The sequence below is a fragment of the Naumannella halotolerans genome (genome assembly GCF_004364645.1).
GTDB lineage: Bacteria > Actinomycetota > Actinomycetes > Propionibacteriales > Propionibacteriaceae > Naumannella > Naumannella halotolerans.
The window spans coordinates 978,266-1,000,294 of record NZ_SOAW01000001.1; the positions used below are offsets into that span (position 1 = coordinate 978,266).

Annotated in this window: 20 protein-coding genes and 1 riboswitch; of the genes, 15 read left to right on the plus strand and 5 right to left on the minus strand. The window is 68.0% G+C overall.

Features of this window, described 5'->3' with window-relative positions:
• The first annotated feature begins 40 nt into the window (after nucleotides 1-40).
• The 7 genes from gcvH to CLV29_RS04620 all read left to right on the plus strand — a co-directional run bounded on the left by gcvH (nucleotide 41) and on the right by CLV29_RS04620 (nucleotide 8,272).
• A complete protein-coding gene (gene gcvH, locus CLV29_RS04590; RefSeq protein WP_133753850.1) occupies nucleotides 41-427 on the plus strand; it encodes a glycine cleavage system protein GcvH in 387 nt (128 codons plus the stop codon).
• Between the two features lie 55 nt (nucleotides 428-482).
• A complete protein-coding gene (locus tag CLV29_RS04595) occupies nucleotides 483-1,004 on the plus strand; it encodes an FHA domain-containing protein (RefSeq protein ID WP_133753851.1) in 522 nt (173 codons plus the stop codon).
• Nucleotides 1,004-1,708, plus strand: coding sequence for a transcriptional regulator FtsR (gene ftsR, locus CLV29_RS04600; RefSeq protein ID WP_133753852.1), 705 nt, complete (start codon nucleotides 1,004-1,006; stop codon nucleotides 1,706-1,708). The genes CLV29_RS04595 and ftsR overlap by 1 nt, the downstream gene beginning before the upstream one ends.
• Nucleotides 1,709-2,152: 444 nt before the next feature.
• On the plus strand, nucleotides 2,153-2,659 hold the full coding sequence (locus CLV29_RS04605) for a bifunctional nuclease family protein (protein ID WP_133753853.1): 507 nt from the start codon (nucleotides 2,153-2,155) through the stop codon (nucleotides 2,657-2,659).
• Between the two features lie 280 nt (nucleotides 2,660-2,939).
• Nucleotides 2,940-3,509 carry a MerR family transcriptional regulator gene (locus CLV29_RS04610; protein ID WP_133755023.1) on the plus strand — a complete coding sequence of 190 codons (570 nt, stop codon included), beginning with the start codon at nucleotides 2,940-2,942 and terminating at the stop codon, nucleotides 3,507-3,509.
• 362 nt (nucleotides 3,510-3,871) lie between these two features.
• Nucleotides 3,872-3,957: riboswitch (glycine riboswitch) on the plus strand.
• A gap of 215 nt (nucleotides 3,958-4,172) precedes the next feature.
• Nucleotides 4,173-6,968 (plus strand): aminomethyl-transferring glycine dehydrogenase, encoded by a 2,796-nt coding sequence (gene gcvP, locus CLV29_RS04615; protein ID WP_243831866.1) that lies wholly within the window; start codon nucleotides 4,173-4,175, stop codon nucleotides 6,966-6,968.
• 98 nt (nucleotides 6,969-7,066) lie between these two features.
• On the plus strand, nucleotides 7,067-8,272 hold the full coding sequence (locus CLV29_RS04620) for a YhjD/YihY/BrkB family envelope integrity protein (RefSeq protein ID WP_133753854.1): 1,206 nt from the start codon (nucleotides 7,067-7,069) through the stop codon (nucleotides 8,270-8,272).
• A 124-nt stretch (nucleotides 8,273-8,396) separates the two neighbouring features.
• Here CLV29_RS04620 and CLV29_RS04625 read toward each other — a convergent pair whose 3' ends face one another.
• The 3 genes from CLV29_RS04625 to CLV29_RS04635 form a co-directional block, all read right to left on the minus strand.
• The gene (locus CLV29_RS04625) at nucleotides 8,397-9,605 is read right to left on the minus strand and encodes a pyrophosphate--fructose-6-phosphate 1-phosphotransferase (RefSeq protein WP_133753855.1); all 1,209 of its coding nucleotides are present in this window, start codon (nucleotides 9,603-9,605) and stop codon (nucleotides 8,397-8,399) included.
• 97 nt (nucleotides 9,606-9,702) lie between these two features.
• The gene (gene soxR / locus CLV29_RS04630; protein ID WP_133753856.1) at nucleotides 9,703-10,167 is read right to left on the minus strand and encodes a redox-sensitive transcriptional activator SoxR; all 465 of its coding nucleotides are present in this window, start codon (nucleotides 10,165-10,167) and stop codon (nucleotides 9,703-9,705) included.
• Nucleotides 10,167-11,300 carry a MalY/PatB family protein gene (locus CLV29_RS04635; RefSeq protein WP_208292750.1) on the minus strand — a complete coding sequence of 378 codons (1,134 nt, stop codon included), beginning with the start codon at nucleotides 11,298-11,300 and terminating at the stop codon, nucleotides 10,167-10,169. Before CLV29_RS04635 ends, soxR begins: the two co-directional genes overlap by 1 nt.
• A gap of 54 nt (nucleotides 11,301-11,354) precedes the next feature.
• On the opposite strand from CLV29_RS04635, the gene CLV29_RS04640 reads away from it, so the two are divergent.
• From CLV29_RS04640 to CLV29_RS04655, 4 genes are all read left to right on the plus strand, one after another.
• Nucleotides 11,355-11,975, plus strand: coding sequence for an L-threonylcarbamoyladenylate synthase (locus tag CLV29_RS04640; RefSeq protein WP_133753857.1), 621 nt, complete (start codon nucleotides 11,355-11,357; stop codon nucleotides 11,973-11,975).
• 9 nt (nucleotides 11,976-11,984) lie between these two features.
• Nucleotides 11,985-12,467, plus strand: coding sequence for a glutathione peroxidase (locus CLV29_RS04645; protein ID WP_133753858.1), 483 nt, complete (start codon nucleotides 11,985-11,987; stop codon nucleotides 12,465-12,467).
• 69 nt (nucleotides 12,468-12,536) lie between these two features.
• Nucleotides 12,537-13,712, plus strand: a complete 1,176-nt coding sequence (locus tag CLV29_RS04650; protein WP_133753859.1) for a winged helix DNA-binding domain-containing protein — start codon at nucleotides 12,537-12,539, stop codon at nucleotides 13,710-13,712.
• 38 nt (nucleotides 13,713-13,750) lie between these two features.
• On the plus strand, nucleotides 13,751-14,542 hold the full coding sequence (locus tag CLV29_RS04655) for an inositol monophosphatase family protein (RefSeq protein WP_133753860.1): 792 nt from the start codon (nucleotides 13,751-13,753) through the stop codon (nucleotides 14,540-14,542).
• A gap of 37 nt (nucleotides 14,543-14,579) precedes the next feature.
• Here the strand turns inward: CLV29_RS04655 and ppk2 are convergent, their stop codons facing one another.
• Together ppk2 and CLV29_RS04665 are read right to left on the minus strand one after the other, a co-directional pair.
• A complete protein-coding gene (ppk2, locus tag CLV29_RS04660) occupies nucleotides 14,580-15,530 on the minus strand; it encodes a polyphosphate kinase 2 (RefSeq protein ID WP_133753861.1) in 951 nt (316 codons plus the stop codon).
• A 199-nt stretch (nucleotides 15,531-15,729) separates the two neighbouring features.
• The gene (locus CLV29_RS04665) at nucleotides 15,730-16,077 is read right to left on the minus strand and encodes a tetratricopeptide repeat protein (protein ID WP_133753862.1); all 348 of its coding nucleotides are present in this window, start codon (nucleotides 16,075-16,077) and stop codon (nucleotides 15,730-15,732) included.
• Nucleotides 16,078-16,208: 131 nt separating this feature from the next.
• Between CLV29_RS04665 and CLV29_RS04670 the strand changes: the two genes are divergently transcribed.
• The 4 genes from CLV29_RS04670 (at nucleotide 16,209) to CLV29_RS04685 (ending at nucleotide 22,008) form a co-directional block, all read left to right on the plus strand.
• Nucleotides 16,209-17,261, plus strand: coding sequence for a zinc-binding dehydrogenase (locus tag CLV29_RS04670; protein WP_133753863.1), 1,053 nt, complete (start codon nucleotides 16,209-16,211; stop codon nucleotides 17,259-17,261).
• A 120-nt stretch (nucleotides 17,262-17,381) separates the two neighbouring features.
• A complete protein-coding gene (locus CLV29_RS04675; protein ID WP_133753864.1) occupies nucleotides 17,382-18,215 on the plus strand; it encodes a DUF2189 domain-containing protein in 834 nt (277 codons plus the stop codon).
• 129 nt (nucleotides 18,216-18,344) lie between these two features.
• Nucleotides 18,345-20,141: an N-acetylglutaminylglutamine amidotransferase gene (locus CLV29_RS04680; protein WP_243831722.1), complete on the plus strand. Its 1,797-nt coding sequence runs from the start codon at nucleotides 18,345-18,347 to the stop codon at nucleotides 20,139-20,141.
• Entirely contained in the window at nucleotides 20,134-22,008 is a 1,875-nt protein-coding gene (locus tag CLV29_RS04685; RefSeq protein WP_208292751.1) for a S9 family peptidase, read from the plus strand. The genes CLV29_RS04680 and CLV29_RS04685 overlap by 8 nt, the downstream gene beginning before the upstream one ends.
• Nucleotides 22,009-22,029 lie beyond the last annotated feature (21 nt).

Consider the following 22,029-nt stretch of genomic DNA (forward strand, 5'->3'; position numbering starts at 1 on the left):
GACCCCCGTTCGGTAGGACAGATCACAAAGGATGGTCATGATGTCGGACTTCCCGGAAGACCTCAGGTACAGCTCCGAGCACGAGTGGGTTCGAGTGGGCAACTCCGGTGTCGCCCGGATCGGGATCACCGCCTATGCAGCCGAGCAGCTTGGCGACATCGTCTATGCCCAGTTGCCCGAGCCCGGGGAGGAGATCTCGGCCGGTGACGCGGTGGGCGAACTCGAATCGACCAAGAGCGTGTCCGATCTGTTCACCCCGGTCTCCGGAGTGGTCTCGGCGGTCAACGAGTCGCTGGCCGACTCCCCGGAGACGATCAATGCCGAGCCCTACGGCGACGGTTGGTTGTTCGAGGTCGAACTGTCCGACACGGACGCGCTCGATGAGCTGTTGGATGCGGACTCCTACGCCGAATCCGTGTCATCCTGAGCAGGTAAACAGCGACTACGATTGTCGGACTGGTCGTCGTACGGAGAGCGGAGTCATGCCTTACTGCACGAACTGCGGGCACAACAACCCCGACGGTGCGAACTTCTGCGCCCGTTGTGGCGAGCCGATCGTGCGCCCGCAGGAGGTCGAGAACACCGAGGTCGATGCGTTTTCCGACAGCACCCGGGTGGTCCAGCTGTCCGAGGACAGTGTGCTCGGCGACCTCAGCGCCGATGACGAGAAGGCGATCGACGACCTGCCGCAGGACTCGGCGCTGCTGATCGTCCATCGGGGTGGGCCCGGGGTCCGTTCCCGGTTCCTGATCGACAATGACACCACGACCGTCGGCCGCCACCCGCAGGCCGACATCTTCTTCGACGACATCACCGTCTCCCGGCATCATGCGGAGTTCCGCCGTACCGATTCGGGCATCGTCGTCGCCGACCTGGGCAGCCTCAACGGCACCTATGTCAACCGTGCACTGGTCGACGGAGAGGCTCCGTTGAAGTCCGGTGACGAGGTACAGATCGGCAAGTTCCGGATGCTCTTCTTCGCGAGTTCCCGCGGCGTGGGCTGATGCCGGGCGAGACGCGGAGCATCGGCCAGGTCCTGGCCCAGCTCAAGGCGGACTTTCCCGACATCACAATTTCGAAGATCCGCTTCCTCGAGGACGAGGGGCTGCTGTCGCCACAGCGAGCACCCTCGGGATATCGGCGCTACGTCTCCTCCGACATCGAGCGCCTGCGGTACATCCTCACCGTGCAGAAGGACCACTACCTGCCGTTGAAGGTGATCCGCGAACATCTCGACATGATGGACCGCGGCCTTGCCCCGCCGTCGTTGGAGACGCCGAAACCGCAGCTCTCTGCCGTACCGGAGGAACCGCAGCCGGCTGCCGCGCCCGAGCAACCCCAGCGGCCGCAGCCGAAACCCCCGTTGCGGATGTCGCGGGTGGAGCTGCTGGAGGCCAGTGGCCTGAGCGAACCGGCGCTGATTGAGCTGGAACGACAGATGCTGGTGCTGCCCCGCCGGGGGACGAACTTCTACGGTCGGGAGGCGGTGACGATCGCCGTCGCGGCACGGAAGCTGGCCGAGTTCGGCATCGACGCCCGGCACCTGCGTGCATTCAAGATGGCCGCCGAGCGTGAGGTCGGTGTGATCGAACAGGCGATCGCGCCGCATCGGCGTCGTCACGGCCGGAGCAAGGAGATGGGCCAGGAGGTCACCAGCATCGTGATCCACGTCCATGCCGCGCTGATGCGCATGGCGATGGATCGCTGAAGTGCTGCACGGCTGAGCCACCTCGCTGAGCAAGATGATGGATCGCTGATCCGCATGGACGGCCGAGCCACCTCGCAGAGCAAGATGATGGATCCGGGCCCGGTCGAGCAATCGGCCAAACACAGCCACATATCGCGCTCGCCCGGGGCGCGCCGCCGCCGCCCGTACCAGCTCTCACCTCATTGCCCAGCTCTCACTCATTGCACCGGTCGTCGCGGGTCACCCCTGATTCTTCCAGCGATTTCGGCCGCCTGCCTCGAGACCAGGGGGCCATAACCGCTGAAAAAAGCGGGATCGGGCCGGTGGGGAGTCGAGGGCCGGTGGTGAGTCGAGGGGCTGGCGGGTGAGTCGAGGGGCTGGCGGGAGGGAGTGTTGCGGGTGCGCGTGGATGCAATGTGCCGCGTGCGGGTCGACGCTTCGGGTGATCGGCGTAGGCTGTGGCGTATGCGTGAACTGGATCTGGTCGGTGTGCGGGTCGAGATGCCGCAGAATGCGCCGATGGTGCTGCTCCGAGAGGTGGGGAGCAACCGGTACCTGACCATCTGGGTCGGTGCCAGTGAGGCCTCGGCGATCGCCAATGCGCAGGAGGGGATCGTCCCGCCGCGGCCGTTGACCCATGATCTGCTGGTGGACGTGCTCGCCGGGGTGCAGCGGCGGTTGCTGGAGGTACGGATCACCGAGCTGACCGGCGGCACCTTCTATGCCGAGTTGGTGATCGACGGCGGTCTGGAGGTCAGTGCCCGGCCCTCGGATGCGATCGCCCTGGCGGTACGTACCGGCGTCGAGATCTACTGCGCCGAGGAGGTGCTGGACGAGGCCGGGATCGACGGCCCGGAGGAGGACGAGGAGGTCGAGCAGGACGACGAGGTGGAGAAGTTCCGCGAGTTCCTCGACCAGGTCAACCCCGACGATTTCGTCACCGACGACGGTGGCACCCAGCGGCCGGAATGAGCGGGAGTGACCATGCATCCTTTCCGCAGCATCGGCATCCATCCGGACCGTTTGACCGCGTTTCCTGCGGAACGGACGGGGTGGGGCGACCCTCGACCGGTGGTCGACGGTGGCCGAGTTCTTGGGCTGGTGTTCCGGCGTGTCGTTGACCCATTCGCGCACGGAGCCGTAGCGTGAGCCACAACGATGTACGAAGCCAACCGCCGGTGGCGCATCCCTTCCCCAGGAGCCAACAGTGAGCAAGCAGCCCGAGTTGCCGGAACCGTTGCCTGGGTTGGACATGTCGACGGTGACCGAGCAGGCTCAGGAGCACTTGTTCGATGGTGACTTCTCCCCGGTCCCCGAGGATGTCGGCTACCGCGGTCCGGTCGCCTGCAGCGCCGCCGGGATCACCTACCGACAGCTCGACTACTGGGCGCGTACCGGTCTGGTGAAGCCCGAGGTACGCGGAGCGTCCGGCTCCGGCAGCCAGCGGCTCTACAGCTTCCGCGACATCCTGATCCTGAAGGTGATCAAGCGGCTGCTGGATGCCGGCATCCAGCTGCAGCAGATCCGTACCGCGATCGACCACCTGCGCTCCCGCGGCATCGACGACCTGACCCAGGTCACCTTGATGAGTGACGGCATCTCTGTCTACTGGTGCACCGAGGACAGCGAGGTGCTCGATCTGCTCTCCGGCGGCCAGGGGATGTTCGCGATCGGCCTCGGCAGCGTCTGCAAGGACGTGCGCGGTTCGCTGCACGAGCTCCCGGCCGAACGCTCCGATGTGGCCGAGGACGAGCCCGCGATCGTCGTCCACGAGGGTGACGAACTCGCCAAGCGTCGCGCTGCGAAGCGGCGCGCGGGCTGATCTGCGCTGCGAAGCGGCGCGCGGGCTGATCTGCGCTGCGAAGCGGCGCGCGGGCTGATCTGCGCTGCGAAGCGGCGCGCGGGCTGATCTGCGCTGCGAAGCGGCGCGCGGGCTGATCTGCGCTGCGAAGCGGCGCGCGGGCTGATCTGCGCTGCGAAGCGGCGCGCGGGCTGATCTGCGCTGCGAAGCGGCGCGCGGGCTGATCCGCGCTGCGGCGTCGGCCGAGCCGATTCCCGCCTGACGATGCCCCGGTCGATGGACCGGGGTTCTTCGTCGTCCACTCGGCTGCATCCAGCCACGCTCGCCACGGCGCAAACGCGGGCGGTCACCCGCGATCGCCACGGTGTATCGTGGCCGATGCGACAGGCGGCGTGGGAGAGTCCGCTGACGCGGCGCCGAAGGGGCAACCTCCCCGGAACCTCTCAGGCACCCAGACCACGCCGTGCGCCTGCGTTTGCCGAATCGGCGACGGGGCTGGCAACTCTGGAGCAGGTGCGCCGCACCGGTGACAGAGGGGGATCGGTCAACCAGTCACCGGCGCCCGCCAGCGAGGAGTCACCCGTGGTCCAGCAACTCACCGTCGACGCCCCCGAGGTTCCCGGATCGATCGGCTCGGGTTTCCCCGACCGGCACATCGGTCCGGATCCCGAGCAGCGCGACACGATGCTGCGCACGATCGGGTACGACACGCTCACCGCACTGATGGACGCAGCGGTCCCGGCGAGCATCCGCTCCGCCTCCGGGCCGGACCTGCCGCCGCCGCTGACCGAAGCCGAGGCCGCCGCCCGGCTGCGCGAGCTGGCGGCGATGAACCATCCGCTCCGGGCGATGATCGGCCTGGGCTATCACGGCACCCTCACCCCGGCGGTGATCCGGCGCAACGTCCTGGAATCCCCGTCCTGGTACACCGCCTACACCCCCTACCAGCCGGAGATCTCCCAGGGCCGGTTGGAGGCGTTGCTGAACTTCCAGACCGTGGTCTCCGACCTGACCGGTCTGGCGATCGCCGGTGCCAGCCTGCTGGACGAGGCGACCGCGGTCGCCGAGGCCGTGCAGCTCGCCCGGCGCAATGTCCGGAAGGGACAGGTGGTGGTGGTCGACGCCGGGATCCTCCCGCAGAGCCTGGCGGTGCTGCAGACCCGCGCCGAGGCCATGGGCATCGAGGTCGTGGTCAGCTCCGGTGAGCTGGTCCAGACCTTGCAACAGCACGAGGCGTTCGCCGTGGTGGTGCAGACCCCGACCGCCGACGGGCTGCTGCGGACCCGGGCCGAATTGGCAGCGATCGCCGACAAGGCACACGAGAACGGTGCCCTGGTGATCGCCGCCGCCGACCTGCTGGCGCTGACGCTGACCCACGCACCCGCACAGTGGGGCGCCGATGTCGCGGTCGGTTCCACCCAGCGGTTCGGCGTACCGCTGTTCTACGGCGGACCGCATGCCGGTTACATCGCGGTCCGGGCCAAGCTCGAACGCAGCCTGCCCGGGCGGCTGGTCGGCGTCTCCAAGGATGCCGAGGGAGTCCCGGCGTACCGGCTGGCCCTGCAGACCCGTGAGCAGCACATCCGCCGGGAGAAGGCCACCTCCAACATCTGCACCGCCCAGGTGCTGCTGGCCGTGGTGGCCGGGATGTACGCGGTCTACCACGGTCCGCAGGGGCTGACCGCGATCGCGTCGGCGATCGCGCAGAACACCCGACGGCTGGCCGCGGCGCTGGAGGCCGCCGGGTTCACACTCGCCCATCGGTCCTTCTTCGACACCGTGATCGTGCAGGCTCCGGGCCGGGCGATCGAACTGGTCGAGGCTGCCCGAGAGGCCGGGTTCCATCTGCGCCGGATCGACGCCGACCGGCTGGGCATCAGCATCGGCGAGGACACCGATGAAGCCGAACTGGCCCGGTTGGCTGCTGTCTTCGGCGCCGAACTGACCGATGCCGAGACCGGTGACCTGGCCCAACAGGTACGCGACACCGAGTTCTGCACCCACCCGGTGTTCAACTCCCACCACAACGAGACCTCGATGCTGCGCTACCTGCGGGCGCTGTCGGATCGCGACTTCGCCCTCGACCGGGGCATGATCCCGCTCGGCTCGTGCACCATGAAGCTGAACGCCACCACCGAGATGGAGCCGATCTCGCTGCCCGGTTTCGCCGATCTGCACCCCTTCGCGCCGATCGCCGATGCCCAGGGTTATGTGCAGCTGATCGGCGAACTGGAGGACTGGCTCGCCCGGGTCACCGGTTATGCACGGGTGTCGGTGCAGCCGAATGCCGGCAGCCAGGGGGAGTTCGCCGGTCTGCTGGCGATCCGGCGCTACCACCAGTCCCGGGGTGACGACCAGCGGGTGGTGTGCCTGATCCCGTCCTCGGCGCACGGTACGAATGCCGCCTCGGCGGCAATGGCCGGGATGAAGGTCGTCGTGGTGGCGGCCACCGCCGACGGCTCGGTCGACCTGGACGACCTGCGGGCGAAGATCGAGGCCCATCGCGACGAGCTCGCCGCGATCATGGTCACCTACCCGTCCACCCACGGGGTGTACGAGGAGACGATCACCGAGCTGTGCCAACTGGTGCACGCCGCCGGCGGTCAGGTCTACGTCGACGGGGCCAACCTGAACGCGCTGCTCGGCTACGCCCAGCCGGGCCGCTTCGGCGCCGATGTCAGCCACCTGAACCTGCACAAGACCTTCTGCATCCCGCACGGTGGCGGCGGTCCCGGTGTCGGACCGGTCGGGGTCGGCGAACATCTCGTCCCGTTCCTGCCGAACCATCCGCTGCTGGCCGAGGCGGGACCCGAGACCGGCCTCGGACCGATCTCGGCCGCGCCGTTCGGTTCGGCCGGCATCCTGCCGATCAGCTGGGCCTACATCGCGATGATGGGCGCCGAGGGTCTCGCCTCGGCCACCGAGCACGCCGTCCTGGCTGCGAACTACGTGGCCCGTCGCCTCGCCGATCACTACCCGGTGCTGTACGCCGGCCGGGACGCGCTGGTCGCCCACGAGTGCATCCTCGACCTGCGGCCACTGAAGAAGAGCAGCGGGATCACCGTCGACGACGTGGCCAAACGGTTGATCGACTACGGCTTCCACTCGCCGACGATGAGCTTCCCGGTGGCCGGCACGCTGATGATCGAACCCACAGAATCGGAGGACCTGATCGAACTGGACCGCTTCTGCGAGGCGATGATCGCCATCGCCGAGGAAGCGGAGAAGGTGCAGGCAGGGGAGTGGCCGGCCGAGGACAACCCGCTGGTCAACGCCCCGCACACCGCCGGCGCGGTGACTGCCGAGGAGTGGCACCACCCGTACCCCCGGCGACTGGCCGCCTACCCCGGTGGCCTGCACCGGGGGCCGCTGGCCGCCAGCGGCCACGACAAGTACTGGCCGCCGGTGGCCCGGATCGACGGCGCCTTCGGCGACCGGAACCTGATCTGCTCCTGCCCGCCACCGGAGGCCTTCGAGTAGCCTGACCGTCCGGACCGGGGTGTCGGCAGGGATCGGTGCGCACAGCCGATAGGCTCGCGCACCGAGCGGAACTCGCGCACCGAGCGGAAGGAGACCCGATGTCGGAGAAGGTCGAAGAGGTTCAGCGCAAACCGTGGATCGCCCACCTGCTGCGCGCGAACACCCGGTACGGGACCAGGCTCGGTGCACAGTTCGCCGCCGCCATCACCTACTTCTCGGTGCTGTCGCTGGTGCCGATCATCATGTTCGCCTTCGCCACCACGGGGTTCATCGTCAGCCGTGACGAGGGCCTGCAGGCACTGATCACCGAGCAGATCGGGGTCGTGCTGGAGGGCGCGCCGATGGCCGAGGAGCTGAGCGCGGTCATCCTGGAGGCATTCACCAACTGGGTCGGTGTCGGCATCGTGGCGGTGCTGTCCGGTGCGTATTCGGGTGCCGGCTGGATCGGCAACATCAAGTCGGCGATCCGGGCGCAGATGCGTCCCTCGTTCGACATGACCGAGCAGAAGAAGAACATCGTCCTGGAGACCCTGGTCAACCTGGGACTGCTGGTGATCTTCCTGCTGATCCTGGTGCTCACCTTCGCGCTCTCGCAGGTGGCGACCTCGCTGACCAATGTGATCATCGGCGTCCTCGGTCTGGAACAGATCCCCTACATCACGCTGCTGTTCCGGGCCGTACCCGTCGTCGCCTCCCTGGTGGCCGGCTTCATCCTGTTCCAGTTCATCTTCCGGGTATTCCCCGAGTACCGGCCGCCGAATTCTGCGCTGGCCAAGGGCGCACTCGCCGGCGCGGTCGGACTGGCGATCCTGCAGTACCTGCTGGGTACGTTGATCAGCATCTTCAGCGGCAATGCCGCGGCCTCGGTCTTCGGCCCGGTGATCGCGCTGATGCTGTTCTTCAACCTGTTCGCGCAGCTGATCCTGCGGCTGGCCGGGTGGATCGCGACGGCGAACCAGTGGGCTGTGGCCGGTGAGGAGCAGATCGTCGACGAAGCGCTGGAGGACTCCGATGTGGAGGTGCTCACGCCGGAGAAGTTCGCCGCCGACCGGGACCCCGACGAGCCCGATCCCGAGGAGACCGCCGAGTCGACCCGCGAGCAGTCCAACCGCCCGCGCTGGACGCCGCCGTACCATCCGAAGCCGGTGGATCTGGACGATCCGGACGGTGCCGAGCCGGTGAGCAGTCGGACCGCCGCCCGTGGTGTCCGGGTGGGGATGGCCGGTGGCTGGCTGCTGGGTATCGGCTCCGGCCTCGGCCTGGGCGCCCTGGTCACTGCGATCGTCAGCCGCTTCCGGGGCTGAGCGGCACCCGGCCGACCGGGACCAGGCTGCCCGAACCGAGCTGACCGACGCAACGAGGGGTGTGACCCGATCACCGGGTCACACCCCTCGTTCCTGCTCCGGCCCACAGCGGACCGGAGACCGCTCACTGCGGCGGTCGGGGCTGTCCGATCGCGTCGAGGATCTGCAGGTACCAGTCGGTGCCGATGTCGAAGGGCTTGCCCCCGGCGATCCGGTCGAAGGCGATCGGACCGAGGACGTCGGCGTTCTCGTAGTCCTCACCGATCACACCCGGGGTGCCGGCCAGTGCCGCCTCCACCGCCTTGTCCGACATCGCCTTGATCAGTTCCAGGTCTGCGGCATTGGCCGGTGCCGACCGGGCGTAGTAGCCCGACTTCTGCACCATCACCTTCTCCGCACACAGGCGGTCGGCGAACTTGTCAGCGAACCAGGCGCCCGGGTTCACCTCGTCCAACCGGACGTGACCGAACGGGTCGCGGGGTACGTCGTCACCGGCGGCCTCCATGTCGGCGACGATCGCCTCCAGGCCGGCACCCTCGGAGAGGAAGACGTTCACACAGCCCTGATCGTCCATCACGGCCTTCAGCCGCTGCGCCTCGGCGTCGATGTCCAGGGCGGCCTCGGGCAGCCACAGTGCGTGGATGTCCCAGGCCTCCTTGGTCAGCCCGATCTCCGGCAGCCACTCGCGGGCCTCCAGCCATTCCCGGTAGGCCCGGGCCGTGGCGGCGGTCAGCCAGCCACAGTTGCGCCCCATCACTTCGTGGATGATCAACATCCGCGGGCCGACATTGTGTTCGGCGATGATGTTCTGGGCGAACCGCGAACCCATCTCGGCCGCGGTCCAGGCGCCGAGGGTCTGCTTGATCGGCACCACATCGTTGTCGATGGTCTTCGGCAGCCCGACCACGGTCAGTTCGTGGCCCTGTTCGTGCAGGAACTTCGCCAGGTCGGCAGCGGTGGTGTTGGTGTCGTCGCCACCGATGGTGTGCAGCACATCGACCCCATCGGCCGTGAGCTGGTCGGCGGCGACCTGCAACGGGTCCTGTCCCTCGGCGATCAGCCCCCGCTGGACCAGGTTCTTCACATTGGTCAGCTTCACCCGCGAGTTGCCGATCGGCGACCCGCCGTACTCGGTGAGGATCTCGGCGCTCTCGCGGACGGTGTCGGTGACGGTGATCGAGTCACCGGTCAGCAGCCCCTGGTAGCCGTGCTTGTAGGCGATGATCTCGGTGTCGGGGGAGACCCTGGTCCATTCTTTGATCAGGAATCCGATCGACGCCGACAGACACGGGGCGTACCCCCCGGCGGTCAGCAGGGCAACCTTGTTGGCCATTGCGCGAAGCTCCTTCGTCTCGGGTCCGTTCCAGCCTAGTGGGACACCTGCCGATGTCGGAGACCCCGTCGTCAGTCCCGCTCGCCAGTCCCGCTCATCAGTCCCGCTGCACCCGGCGTTCCAGATAGACCGCACCCGAGCCCAGCTCGGCGGCCCGGTCGTCGGGATTGCTCAACCCGCAGGAGGTGAGGCTGAGGCAGCCGCAACCGATGCAGCTGTCGAGTCGGTCCCGCAGCTCGGTCAGCCGCCGGATCTGTCGATCGAGCCGGGGACGCCAGGATTCGGAGAGGGTACGCCAGTCCTCGGCGGTCGGCGTGCGGCTGCGGGGCAGTGAGGCGAGTGCCTCACCGATCTCGGCCAGCGACAGCCCCACCCGCTGGGCGGAGCGGATGAAGGCCAGCCGGCGCAGATCGCTGCGCCGGTAGAGGCGCTGGTTGGTGGCATTGCGTACCGGGCTGATCAGTCCGTGCCGTTCGTAGTAGCGCAGGGCGGAGTGGGCCAGACCGGAACGGCCGGCGAGTTCACCGATGCTCAGCAACCGGGACGGCTGGTCCTGGTCCATCACTCGATCGCGCGGACCATCCGCTCCACCACCTCGGTCAGGATCTCCGGTGAGGTGGCGACATTGACCCGGACATGCTGGCCGGCGCCGGAGCCGAAGATCGCACCTGGGCTGAGGGCCACCTTGCCGCGGGTACGGAAGACCGCGGCGGGGTTCGTCACGCCGAGGGCCGAACAGTCGACCCAGGCGAGGTAGGTGGCCGGTCCCGGGTGGTAGCGCAGTTGCGGCGCCCGCTCGGCCAGCAACCGGGCCAGCAAGTGCCGATTCGACTCGATCTCACCGATCACCTGGTCCAGCCAGTCCTCGGCCTTGGTCAGGGCCACCGCATGGGAGATCAGCCCCAGATGACTGGCGCTGTGGGTGACCTCGTCGGGCAGGGTCCGCAGGGCCTCGGCGCTGCGCGAACCGCCGATCGCCAGGGCCGCCTTCAACCCGGCCAGATTCCAGGCCTTGGACGCCGAGGTGACGGTGACCGCGTTCTCGGTCCCGGGCAGCGACAGGTACGGCACGAACCCGGAGTCGGCGGCCATCAGCGGCGCATGGATCTCGTCGGAGATCACGGTCACGTCGTAGGTGTCGGCCAGTTCGGCCACCCGGCCGAGCTCGGCGGCGGTGAACTGGGTCCCGGTCGGGTTGTGCGGATTGCACAGCAGGTAGCCCTGCGGTTTCGGGCCGAGACGACCGGCGAAGGCGTCCTCCAGAGCGTCCAGATCGAGCTCGTGATCGGCGGTCAGCGGCACCTCCAGCACATTGCGCCCGACCCACGGCAGATACCCGTAGAAGCAGTTGTAGACCGGGTTGTTCACCACGATGTGGCTGTCCGGTGCGGTGAGCAGCTCGGCCACCCGGGCGGCGCCCTGCATCACATCGGGCACGATCACCGCGTCAGCGGGATCGAACTGCCAGTTCCAGCGGCGGGCGGCGAAATCGGCATAGGCGCGCTGGTAGACATCACCCTCGGGATAGCCGGTGTCACCGGTCTCGATGGCCTCGAACAGCGCATCGCGTACCGCCGGTGCCGGACGGCAGTCCATCTCGGCCACCCAGGCCGGCAGGATGTCGGCACCGAAGCGGCGCCATTTCATGGAGGTGCGCTGCTGCAGTTCGGACAGGGGTACGTCGAAGATCGCCACGGAACCAGCCTAGGCATCTCCGCTCGTACCGTCATCGGTGGCTACACTCCGGACATGGCGAGGTACTTCGATGTGCACCCGGACAATCCCCAACCGCGTTCGATCCAACAGGTCGTGCAGATCATCGAGGACGGTGGTCTGGTGGCCTATCCGACGGACTCCTGTTTCGCCTTCGGCTGCAAGCTCGGCAATGCCGAGGCCCTGGACCGGATCCGGACGATCCGCCAGCTCGACTCCAAGCATCACTTCACCCTGGTCTGCAAGGACTTCGCCCAGTTGGGCCAGTTCGTGCAGTTGGACAATGCGGTGTTCCGGGCGGTGAAGGCGGCGACCCCGGGGCCGTACACGTTCATCCTGCCCGCGACCCGTGAGGTGCCGCGGGCGATGCTGCACCCGAAGAAGCGGACCGTCGGGGTACGGATCCCCATCCACACCACCGCGCTGGCACTGGTCGAGGCACTGGGCGAGCCGCTGCTGTCCAGCACCTTGTTGCTGCCCGGGGCCTCGGAGCCGCTGACCGAGGGGTGGGTGATCAACGAGGAGATCGGCAACTCGCTGGATGCGATCCTGGATTCGGGCGATTGTGGTGTGGAGCCGACCACCGTCGTCGACCTGTCCGGTGACGAGGTGGTGATCGCCCGTTACGGTGCGGGTGACCCTACCCCCTTCGAGTGAGGCCCCGGGATGACCAGCCTGAGTGATTTCACCGCCACCGCGATCGACGGTACGCCGAAGCAGCTCGCCGACTATGCGGGCGAGGTGGTGCTGGTGGTGAACACCGCCTCCCAATGCGGGTTCACCTCGCAGTACGGGCCGTTGCAGCAGTTGCAGACCGACTACGCCGATCGCGGTTTCGTCGTCCTCGGCTTTCCCTGTGACCAGTTCGGTCACCAGGAGCCGGGAACCGAGGCCGAGATCGCGCAGTTCTGCGAGACCTCCTATGCGGTGTCCTTCCCGATGTTCGCCAAGATCGACGTGAACGGCGAGCACGCCCATCCGCTGTACCGGTGGTTGAAGTCGGAACGTTCGGGGATCCTCGGTGGTGCGATCAAGTGGAACTTCACCAAGTTCCTGATCGACCGCGGTGGTGCGGTGGTGAAGCGGTACGCCCCGACCGTCGATCCGGCAGACATCCGCCCCGACATCGAGCGACTGCTGGCAGCCTGACCCCGGACCCACGGACTGTCCGTCCGAACCCGGACAGGAACTGTCCGCTGGGCCCGGCACACTGACGCCATGGCGGACATGATCATCAGCGACGAGCAGCGGCGTGCGCGGCTGGCCGATCGGCACCGGCTGTCGCCGGAGCGCCGTAGCGACGATGTGTTGCTGATCACCGACGGTCTGCTGGCATTGCATGCGACCGATCCGCCGACGGTGCACCTGTCGACCTGGGCGCGGATGCGTACCCCTCGACCGGATGCGGTCACCGAGCACCTGGGCACCGGTGAGCTCCTGCGCCACCATGCGATGCGTCGAACCATCTGGGTGGCCCGGACCCCGACCATGGCCCGGATGCACGAGGCGGCCGGGCGGAAGGTGGCCGCGACCGAACGCCGGACCATGATCACCGCACTGGCCAACGCCGGGGTGGACGATCCCGAACAGTGGATCGACCGGGCCCGGATCGAGGTCCTGGAACTGCTGCGTTCGGAGGGCCCACTGAACTCCCGGGCCATCGGGTCACGGTTGCCCCGGCTGAATCTCACCCTGAGGCTGGCGCCGGGCACCAAGTGGGAGGCCAGACAGAGCGCGCACACCCGGTTGATGACCCTGCTCGGCTTCGAAGGTGTGTTGGCCCGGACCACCCCGATCGGTGGCTGGCACACCAGCGAGTTCGCCTGGCTGCCGACCGAGGACGTGATCGGTACCGCACTGACCGGGCCCCCGCTGGCCGAGTCGGCCGCCGAACTCGCCGCGGCCTGGTTGCGCCAGTTCGGCCCGGCGACCACCGACGATCTGCAGTGGTGGATGGGATGGACCAAGACCCTCACCCGGCAGGCATTGGCCGACGCCGGTGCGCTACCGGTCCGACTGAACGAGGGACCGGGCTGGCTGGCGGCCGACGACCTCGGTGAGGTCGCGGTCGAACCGTGGGTGGCGCTGCTGCCGACGCTGGATCCCACCACCATGGGGTGGAAACATCGTGGCTGGTACCTGTCCGAGCGGGCAGCGACCGATGCCTTCGACCGGGCGGGCAATGCCGCCCCGACGATCTGGGTCGACGGCCGGGTGGTCGGCACCTGGGCCCAGCGTGAGGACCGGGAGATCCGGTTGCACTGGTTCGACGACGTACCGACGAGCCGCCGGGCGCAGGTCGAGGCGCGCGCCGAGGAGGTGGCCACCTGGGTGGGGGACACCCGCTACCGGGTCCGGTTCCCCAGCCGGCTGCACCGTGACCTGGTCGGCTGAGCGAACGGGCCCGGTGGGTCCTCGCTAGCGTGAGTTCCATGACGGACACCGACTTCCTGGCCACCCTCGTCCGCGAGATCGCAACCGAGGCCGCCGGTGCTGCCCTGGCCGGTCGCGGCGACGGCGTCGAGGTGGTCGCCAGCAAGTCGACCTCGGTCGATGTGGTGACCCAGGTCGATCGCGATGTGGAACAGCTGATCCGCAGCCGGATCGCCCAGGCCCGCCCCGACGACGGCTTCTACGGGGAGGAGTCGGGAGCCGAGCCCGGGACGAGTGGCTACACCTGGCTGGTCGACCCGATCGACGGCACCGTGAACTTCCTCTACGGGCTGCCGCACTGGTGCACCTCGGTGGCTGTGGTCGAGGGCCCACCGGAACCGGGCCGGTGGCGTGCGGTCGCCGGTTGCGTGGTCGCACCCGTGCTGGGCGAGACCTTCTGGGCTGCGTCCGGCCGCGGGGCCCACCTCGGCCCGGAACGCCTGAGGATCACCGGCGTACCCGATCTCGAACACAGTCTGGTCGAGACCGGTTTCGGGTACGCGGCGGCCGAGCGCGCCCGGCAGGGCAGGATCGTCGCCGAACTGCTGCCCCGGGTACGCGACATCCGGCGGATCGGCAGCGCAGCACTTGCCCTGTGCGCCGTGGCCGCCGGACGGGTGGATGCCTACTTCGAGGCGAATCTGAATCCGTGGGACTTCGCCGCCGGTGCCCTGATCGCCGCCGAGGCCGGGGCAAGGGTGACCGGGCTGCAGGGGGAGCCGCCGGGCGCGCGGATGGTGCTGGCGGCACCCCCGTCGTTGGCCACCGACCTGGAACCGCTGATCGGCTGATCGCTGTACCCAAGCCTGGGAGGAAAGGACTCGCCGCTCAGTCGCGGGCGTCGTCGCGGAAGATCTCCGCGGCGGGCCCGACGATCAGATGGTCCGGCGTACCGACGACCTCGGTGTCCTTGTTGTCGTAGTCATAAAGCGACAGGACGTGACGCATCGCCTCCAGGCGGGCGCGCTTCTTGTCGTTCGACTTCACCACCGTCCACGGGGCGTCGGGTTTGTCGGTCCGGGCGAACATGTTCTCCTTCGCCTCGGTGTAGGCATCCCATTTGTCGAGTGAGGCCAGATCGGTCGGCGAGAGTTTCCACTGCCGGACCGGGTCGACCTGGCGGATCGCGAACCTGGTCCGCTGCTCGGCCTGGGAGACCGAGAACCAGAACTTCACCAGATCGATGTCGGAACGGGTCAGTAGGCGCTCGAACTCCGGGGCGTCGTCCATGAATCGCTCGTACTGCCGATCGGTGCAGAACCCCATCACCCGTTCGACCCCGGCGCGGTTGTACCAGGAACGGTCGAACATCACGATCTCGCCGGCTGCCGGCAGGTGGGAGACGTAGCGCTGGAAGTACCACTGGGTGAGTTCGCGTTCGGTGGGCTTCTCCAACGCCACCACCCGGGCCCCGCGGGGATTCAGGTGCTCGGTGAATCGCTTGATCGTGCCACCCTTGCCGGCGGCATCACGGCCTTCGAAGATGATCACCAGTTCACGATCGGTGCGCTTGATCCACTTCTGCAGCTTCAGCAGTTCGATCTGCAGCAACCGCTTGTCCAGGTCGTAGACATCGCGGTCCAGCTTCTCCGGGTACGGGTACCCCTCGCGCCAGGTCTCGACCGGACGGCCCTGGGCATCGAGCAGGACCGGATCGTCGTCGTCGACGTCGATCACCCGGTATCCCTCGAGCTTCGCCAGATCGATCGGCCACTGCTGCTGCGCGGTCGGGGTCTTCGTGGCGTCGTGGCCAGTGGGCGCAGAGGTGACTTCGGTCATCGCGTTCGCCTTTCGGTCGGGTGATCCTCACCGAGGCGCGGTACGCCTGCCGGTACTACTCAGCGTAGGGCCGGACAGCCGCCCGATGGGTATCAGGTCCGTCACCTGAGCGGGGTGGAAAAGGCGAGGCCCCCGTCCCCATCGGGACGGGGGCCTCGGTGGCCGCGAACGCGACCGACGGGCGGCGTTCGGGGTGCGCTCACTGGCCGGGGCGGTGATGCTGCAGCAACGAGTCGTCACCGGTCAGTGCGGCCACCAGCTTGCGGTGCGGGGCGGCCTCCTCGTGCTTGGACTGCCGCTCCAGCGTGCGGGCCAGCAGCAACCGCGCGTAGGTCTCGGTCGGATCGGCCTCGACGATCACCCGGAGCTGATCCACGGCCGGCTGCAGCGAGGCGGAGTGGTAGTAGGAGCGGGCGAGCAGCAGCCGGGGCTCGATCGCATCGGGGTGCTCGGCGACGATCTCCTCGAGCAGACGGGCAGCGGTCCGGTAGTCCTTCAGCTCGAAGGCATCCAAGGCGCGGCGGTAGTTGAACCAGCGGAAATCCATTGCGTGCCTCCTTCGACATCGGTGCCGTCGGCGACGGCTCCGATCACTCGAACGCCCATCGGGTGCGGTCTATTCCGGACGGGCTCGGCAGCGGTCGTGGGCCCGTCGGCGACCCCGTTAGGCTTCGGATCATGAAGGCGACGATCATGAATCCCGGGGGTGCGGTCGAGCTGGCCGAGGTCCCCGACCCGACGATCCGGCGAGGAACCGATGTGATCGTGAGCGTGGTCAACGCCGCGGTCTGCGGTTCCGATCTGTGGCGCTACCGCGGCGAGACCGAGGTCACCGCTCCCACGCAGGTCGGCCATGAGTTCCTCGGCGTGATCACCGAGGTCGGCGACGACGTGCGCTCGTTGCGCAAGGGCGAACTCGTCATCTCTCCTTTCACCTGGTCGGACAACACCTGCCCGGAGTGCCGTTTCGGTGTCCAGTCCGCCTGCCGCAATGGCGGGCACTACGGTGCACTCGATCGCGACGGTGAACCCGTCGACGGCGGACAGGGCGAAGCGGTACGCGTGCCGCTGGCCGAGGGAACCCTGGTGAAGGTCACCGAGTACGACCCGGAGCATCTGCCGAGTCTGCTGACCCTGGCCGATGTGATGGGTACGGGCTGGCATGCGGCGATCAGCGCGAAGGTCGAGCCCGGCTCGGTCGTGGTAGTCGTCGGTGACGGGGCGGTAGGCCTGTGCGGGGTCCTGGCCGCGGCGTCGATGGGCGCCCACCGGATCATCGTGATGTCCCGCAACCCTGCCCGCCAGGAGCTGGCACGCCAGTTCGGTGCGACCGAGATCGTCGACCGGCGCGGTGCCGAGGGGGAGGCAGTGATCGCGGAACTGACCAACGGGGTCGGGGCGGATTCGGTGCTGGAATGCGTGGGCACCAAGCAGTCGATGGACACCGCCCTGGCGATTGTCCGGGCCGGTGGCGCGATCGGCTACGTCGGGGTTCCGCACGGCGTGGAGCTGCCCGTGCCGACGATGTTCGCCCGCAACATCCAGATCGCCGGGGGTGTCGCGCCGGCGCGGGCGTACCTGCCGCAACTGGTGGACAAGGTGGTCAATGACGTGATCGACCCCGGGCGGGTGTTCGACCTGCAGGTCCCGCTGAGCGAGGTGTCCGAGGCCTATCGGGCGATGGACGAGCGCCGGGCGGTGAAGAGCCTGCTGCAGGTCTCCGACCTCTGAGCATCCCGAACGGGCGGGGGCCGGTTCGGTTCCACCGGTAGTGGGCATGTCTTTGCGGACCGCCCTCGGGGCATACTGCTGCCCGGTACATCTCTGAGCGTCAAGGGAAGGACATCGTCGATGAGCCAGCCACCGAACGGGCCCAGCCCCGAGGACTCCAACCGCCCCGAGGGGCAGGAGCAGCCCGGGTACGGTCAGCAGCCCGGTTATGGTCAGCAGCCGGTTCCCGCGGTCGGCCAGCCGTACGCCAATGCTGCACCGGAGTTCACCCAGTCGCTGTCGGTGGCCTGGCAGCTGTTCAAACATCACTGGGGCGTCCTGGTCGGCGCCTTCGTCGTCTGGAGCCTGATCATCGGCGCCGTCAGCGTGCTCGCCTACCTCCCGCTGATCGGGTCCCTGGCCGTCGGCATCGACCCCAACACCGGCGAGATGTCCGGCGGCGGGATCGTCGCGATGCTGCTCTCGGTGGCCATCTTCGTGTTGGTCGTGGTGCTGGTCAGCGTCGTGATGCAGGGGGCGATCACCAAGGGCGTGCTGAAGCTGGTGGATCAGCAACCGGTCAGCTTCGGCGACTTCTTCAAACCGCACCAGCTCGGTCAACTGCTGATCCTCAGCCTGTTGCTGGCGGTGGCCATGGGGGTGCTGTACTTCACCGTCATCGGGCCGATCGTCCTCAGCTTCTTCCTCGCCTATGCCACCTACTTCGTCGTCGACCGCGATCTGGGCGCCATCGATGCGATCAAGGCCAGTGCGCAGCTGGCGATGCGCAATGTCGGGCAGACGATCATCATGCTGCTGCTGGGCGGGTTGATCGCCGCTGCCGGCAGCCTGCTGTGTGGCGTCGGCATGCTGGTCACGGCTCCCTTGTCCATGCTCGCCATGGGGCATTTCTACCGGCGTCTGACCGGGCCGAGCGCCTACAGTTCCGCTGCTCCTGCACCGTACCCGTACTGAGCGGCCCGGGGTCGGGGTGAGTGATCATCCCGACTCGACCGCGTGGTCCGGAAGCGGGCACTAGGGTGGTTCAACGGACCGGCTGGCTTCGGGTCCGCGTCGAGGACCGACAGCTGTGCGGTCGAAGGAGTGGGTGGAACGGTGTGCGGGATCGCGGCTGAGATCAGGTTCGACGGGACGCAGGCAGATGTCGGCGCGCTCGCCGCGATGACCGCCTGTCAGGTCCACCGGGGGCCCGACGGCTCCGGGCTGTGGGTACGGGAGCGGGTCGGGCTGGGGCACCGGCGGCTGGCCATCATCGATCTCTCCACCGCCGGCGCCCAGCCGCTGGTCGAGCCCGCGCTGGGATTGAGCGTGGTCTTCAACGGCTGCATCTACAACCACCACGAGCTGCGGGACGAGCTGGGCAAGCTGGGCCACAGCTTCTTCTCGATCTCCGACACCGAGGTGATCGCCAAGGCCTACAAGCAGTGGGGCACCGATTTTGTCGACCACCTGATCGGCATGTTCTCGCTGGTGATCGTCGAGCTCGACAGCGGGCGCACGATCCTCGCCCGTGACCGGCTCGGTATCAAGCCGATGTACCTCGACGAGCGTCCGGGAATGCTCCGGGTCGCCTCGACCGTACCCGCGCTGCTGGCCGCCGGCGGTGTGGACACCACGATCGACCCGGTGGCGCTGTCGTACTACATGAGCTGGCATGCGGTGGTGCCCGCGCCGCGGACCATCCTGAAGGGCATCCGAAAGCTGCCTCCGGCGACCGTCCGGGTGATCGAGGCCGACGGCAGCTCTCGGGAGTGGGTCTACTGGGAGCCCCGGTTCGAGCGCGATGCCGAACTGGCGGGCTGGAGCCAGGCCGACTGGTCGGAGGCGCTGATCGACAAGCTGCGGACCGCGGTCAAGCGGCGGATGGTGGCCGACGTGCCGGTCGGAGTGCTGCTCTCCGGCGGTGTCGACTCCAGCCTGATCGTCGGCCTGCTGGCCGAGGCGGGGCAATCGGGACTGGCGACCTACAGCATCGGCTTCGAATCCGCCGGTGGTGAGTCCGGCGACGAGTTCGAGTACTCCGGACTGGTCGCCGAGCATTTCGGCACCGACCACCATCGGATCCCGATCGAGTCCTCGCGGCTGCTGCCGGGAATCGATGCCGCGGTACGGGCGATGAGCGAGCCGATGGTCAGCCATGACTGCGTCGCCTTCCACCTGCTCAGCCAGGAGGTGTCGAAGACGATCAAGGTCGTCCAGTCCGGCCAGGGTGCCGATGAGGTCCTCGGCGGCTACTCCTGGTACCCGCCTCTGGCCGGCGTACCGCGATCCGAGGCCGCCGAGGTCTATGCCGATCACTTCTTCGACCGGCGATGGGATTCGCTGACCAAGATCGTCAATCGGCAGTGGCTTCCCGATCATGACGCTCCGATGGCCTTCACCGAGCAGCGTTTCGCCGTACCCGGGGCCGAGACCGCGGTCGATGCCGCATTGCGCAACGACACCACCGTGATGTTGGTCGACGACCCGGTCAAGCGGGTCGACACGATGACCATGGACTGGGGCCTGGAGGCACGGGTGCCGTTCCTCGACCACGAGTTCGTCGAGTTCTGCGGCAAGATCCCGCCGGAGTTGAAGCTCGCCGACGGTGGCAAGGGGGTGCTGAAGCGGGGCGCCCGCGGGCACATCCCGGATGCGGTGATCGATCGGACGAAGGGCTACTTCCCGGTGCCGGCGATCCGGCAGCTGTCGGGCCCGTACCTGGACCGAGTGAGTGACGCACTGAATGCCCAGGCCGCCCGGGACCGTGATCTGTTCGATCGCTCCGTGGTGGATCAGTGGCTGGCAGCGCCCAATGATCATCGGACCGAACTGGACGGCAATGCCCTGTGGCAGTTGGCATTGTTGGAGATGTGGTTGCAGGAGCATTCGATTGGTTGAGCTGAATCCCTTGATCGACACCCGCAGCGACGCGGACCTGGCACCGGATCCGGCCCTCGCCCTGGAGCAGGCGTGGGGGAGCTGGTGCCCGACGATGACCCCGGACGCCTCCCGGGTCGCCTTCATCAGCGACCGGGACGGTTCCCCTGCCGTGTGGGTGCAGGATGTGGCCGGGGGAGCCGCGCAGCGGATCCATCTGTCCGAGGATCCGGTGGTCGACGTCCAGTGGTCGGCCGACCGCTCCTGGCTGTCGGTGGCGGTGGCCACCGACGGCGGTGTACGTACACAGGTCTGGGTCGTCCGGCCGGACGGGAGTGACGCCCGTTGTGTCGCGGGCTCGCGGCAGGTGCACGCCGAGCTCGGCCCCTGGGCCCGCAGCGGACAACGGCTGGTGGTCACCATCCCCTCGGCCGAACCCGGCTGGCAGGGTCAGTCCTATCTGGTGAACCCGGTCGACGGTGAGCGCGAGCTGCTGGCCGGCGCCGACCTGATCCATGTCCTCGACCTGTCGGTGGAGGAGCGTTTCGTGGTGATCCTCGACGGCCGGCGCGGTGAGCAGTACTGCGCCCTGGTCGATCGGATGGCCGACACCACGATCCCGTTGCTGCCGCATCGGGAGGTGGGGAGCACCGAGAAGGCGATGATCCGTCCCTCGCCGCCGGATGAGGCGGGGCCGATGACGGTCTACCTGGTGACCGACATGGGCGCGCCGCGGCGCCAGTTGGTGGCGATGGCGATCGGGCCCCACGGTTGGCGCAGCGCCGAGCGGGTGGTCGCGGCCCGTCCGGATGCCGAACTGGAGTCGGTCGACGCCGATGATCAAGGGCGGCTGCTGGTGCTGACCTGGAACCTCGACGGAGGCGACTCCGAGATCGAGTTGCTCGACTCCCACACCGGCGAGCAGCTGATCGTGCCGGACGTACCGAGCAGTCCCGGCAGCCCGAGCATGGTGATCTCGGGGGTCGTGCTCAGCCGCGACGGCACCCGGATCCTGTGCTGTGTCGACGGTCCGACCGCGCCGAGGCGGATCTGGTGCTTCGACACCCGCGTACTGCGCTGGCAGCCGGTGACCGCGCTGACTCCGATGCCGGACATCGAGTTGATCATCCCCACCCTCGAACAGTTCCCGGCCGAGGACGGGTTGATGCTCAGCGGCTGGCTCTACCGGGCACCGGGGGCGGACCGGAGCGCACCGGCGATGTTGTCGCTGCACGGTGGGCCCGAAGCCCAGGAACGTCCGGGATTCTCCCCGCAGCATCAGGCGCTGGCCAGCGCCGGAATCACGGTGTTCGCCCCGAACATCCGTGGCTCGTCCGGTTTCGGCCGGCACTTCGTCCATGCCGACGACAAGCAGAAGCGATTCGACGCCTTCGGTGACGTCCTGACCTGTCGCCAGTTCCTGGTCGACCAGGGCCTGGCCGCGCCCGAGCGGATTGCGGTCACCGGGCGGTCCTACGGCGGTTACCTCACCGCAGCGATGGTCGCGTTCCATCCCGACGCCTTCGCGGCCGGGGTGAACATCTGCGGGATGACCGACCTGCGTACCTTCTACCGCGACAGCGAGCCGTGGATCGCCGAGGCGGCGAAGTCGAAGTACGGCGATCCGGAGCTCGACGCCGACCTGCTTGCGCGGATCTCGCCGATGACCTCGATCGACCACGTCGTGGCGCCGGTGCTGGTCGTGCACGGCGAGCTGGACACCAATGTGCCGATCGGTGAGGCGATGCAGTTCGTGGATGCCCTGCGCGAGCGCGGTCGGGTCGTGGAATACCTCGAGCTGGCAGGGGAGGGGCACAACTATCGCCGGATCTCGTCCCGGGTGCAGCTCACCCGGGCCATCCGCCGTTTCCTCACCGAGCATCTCTGAGCGCTGCCCGACGGCAGTGCC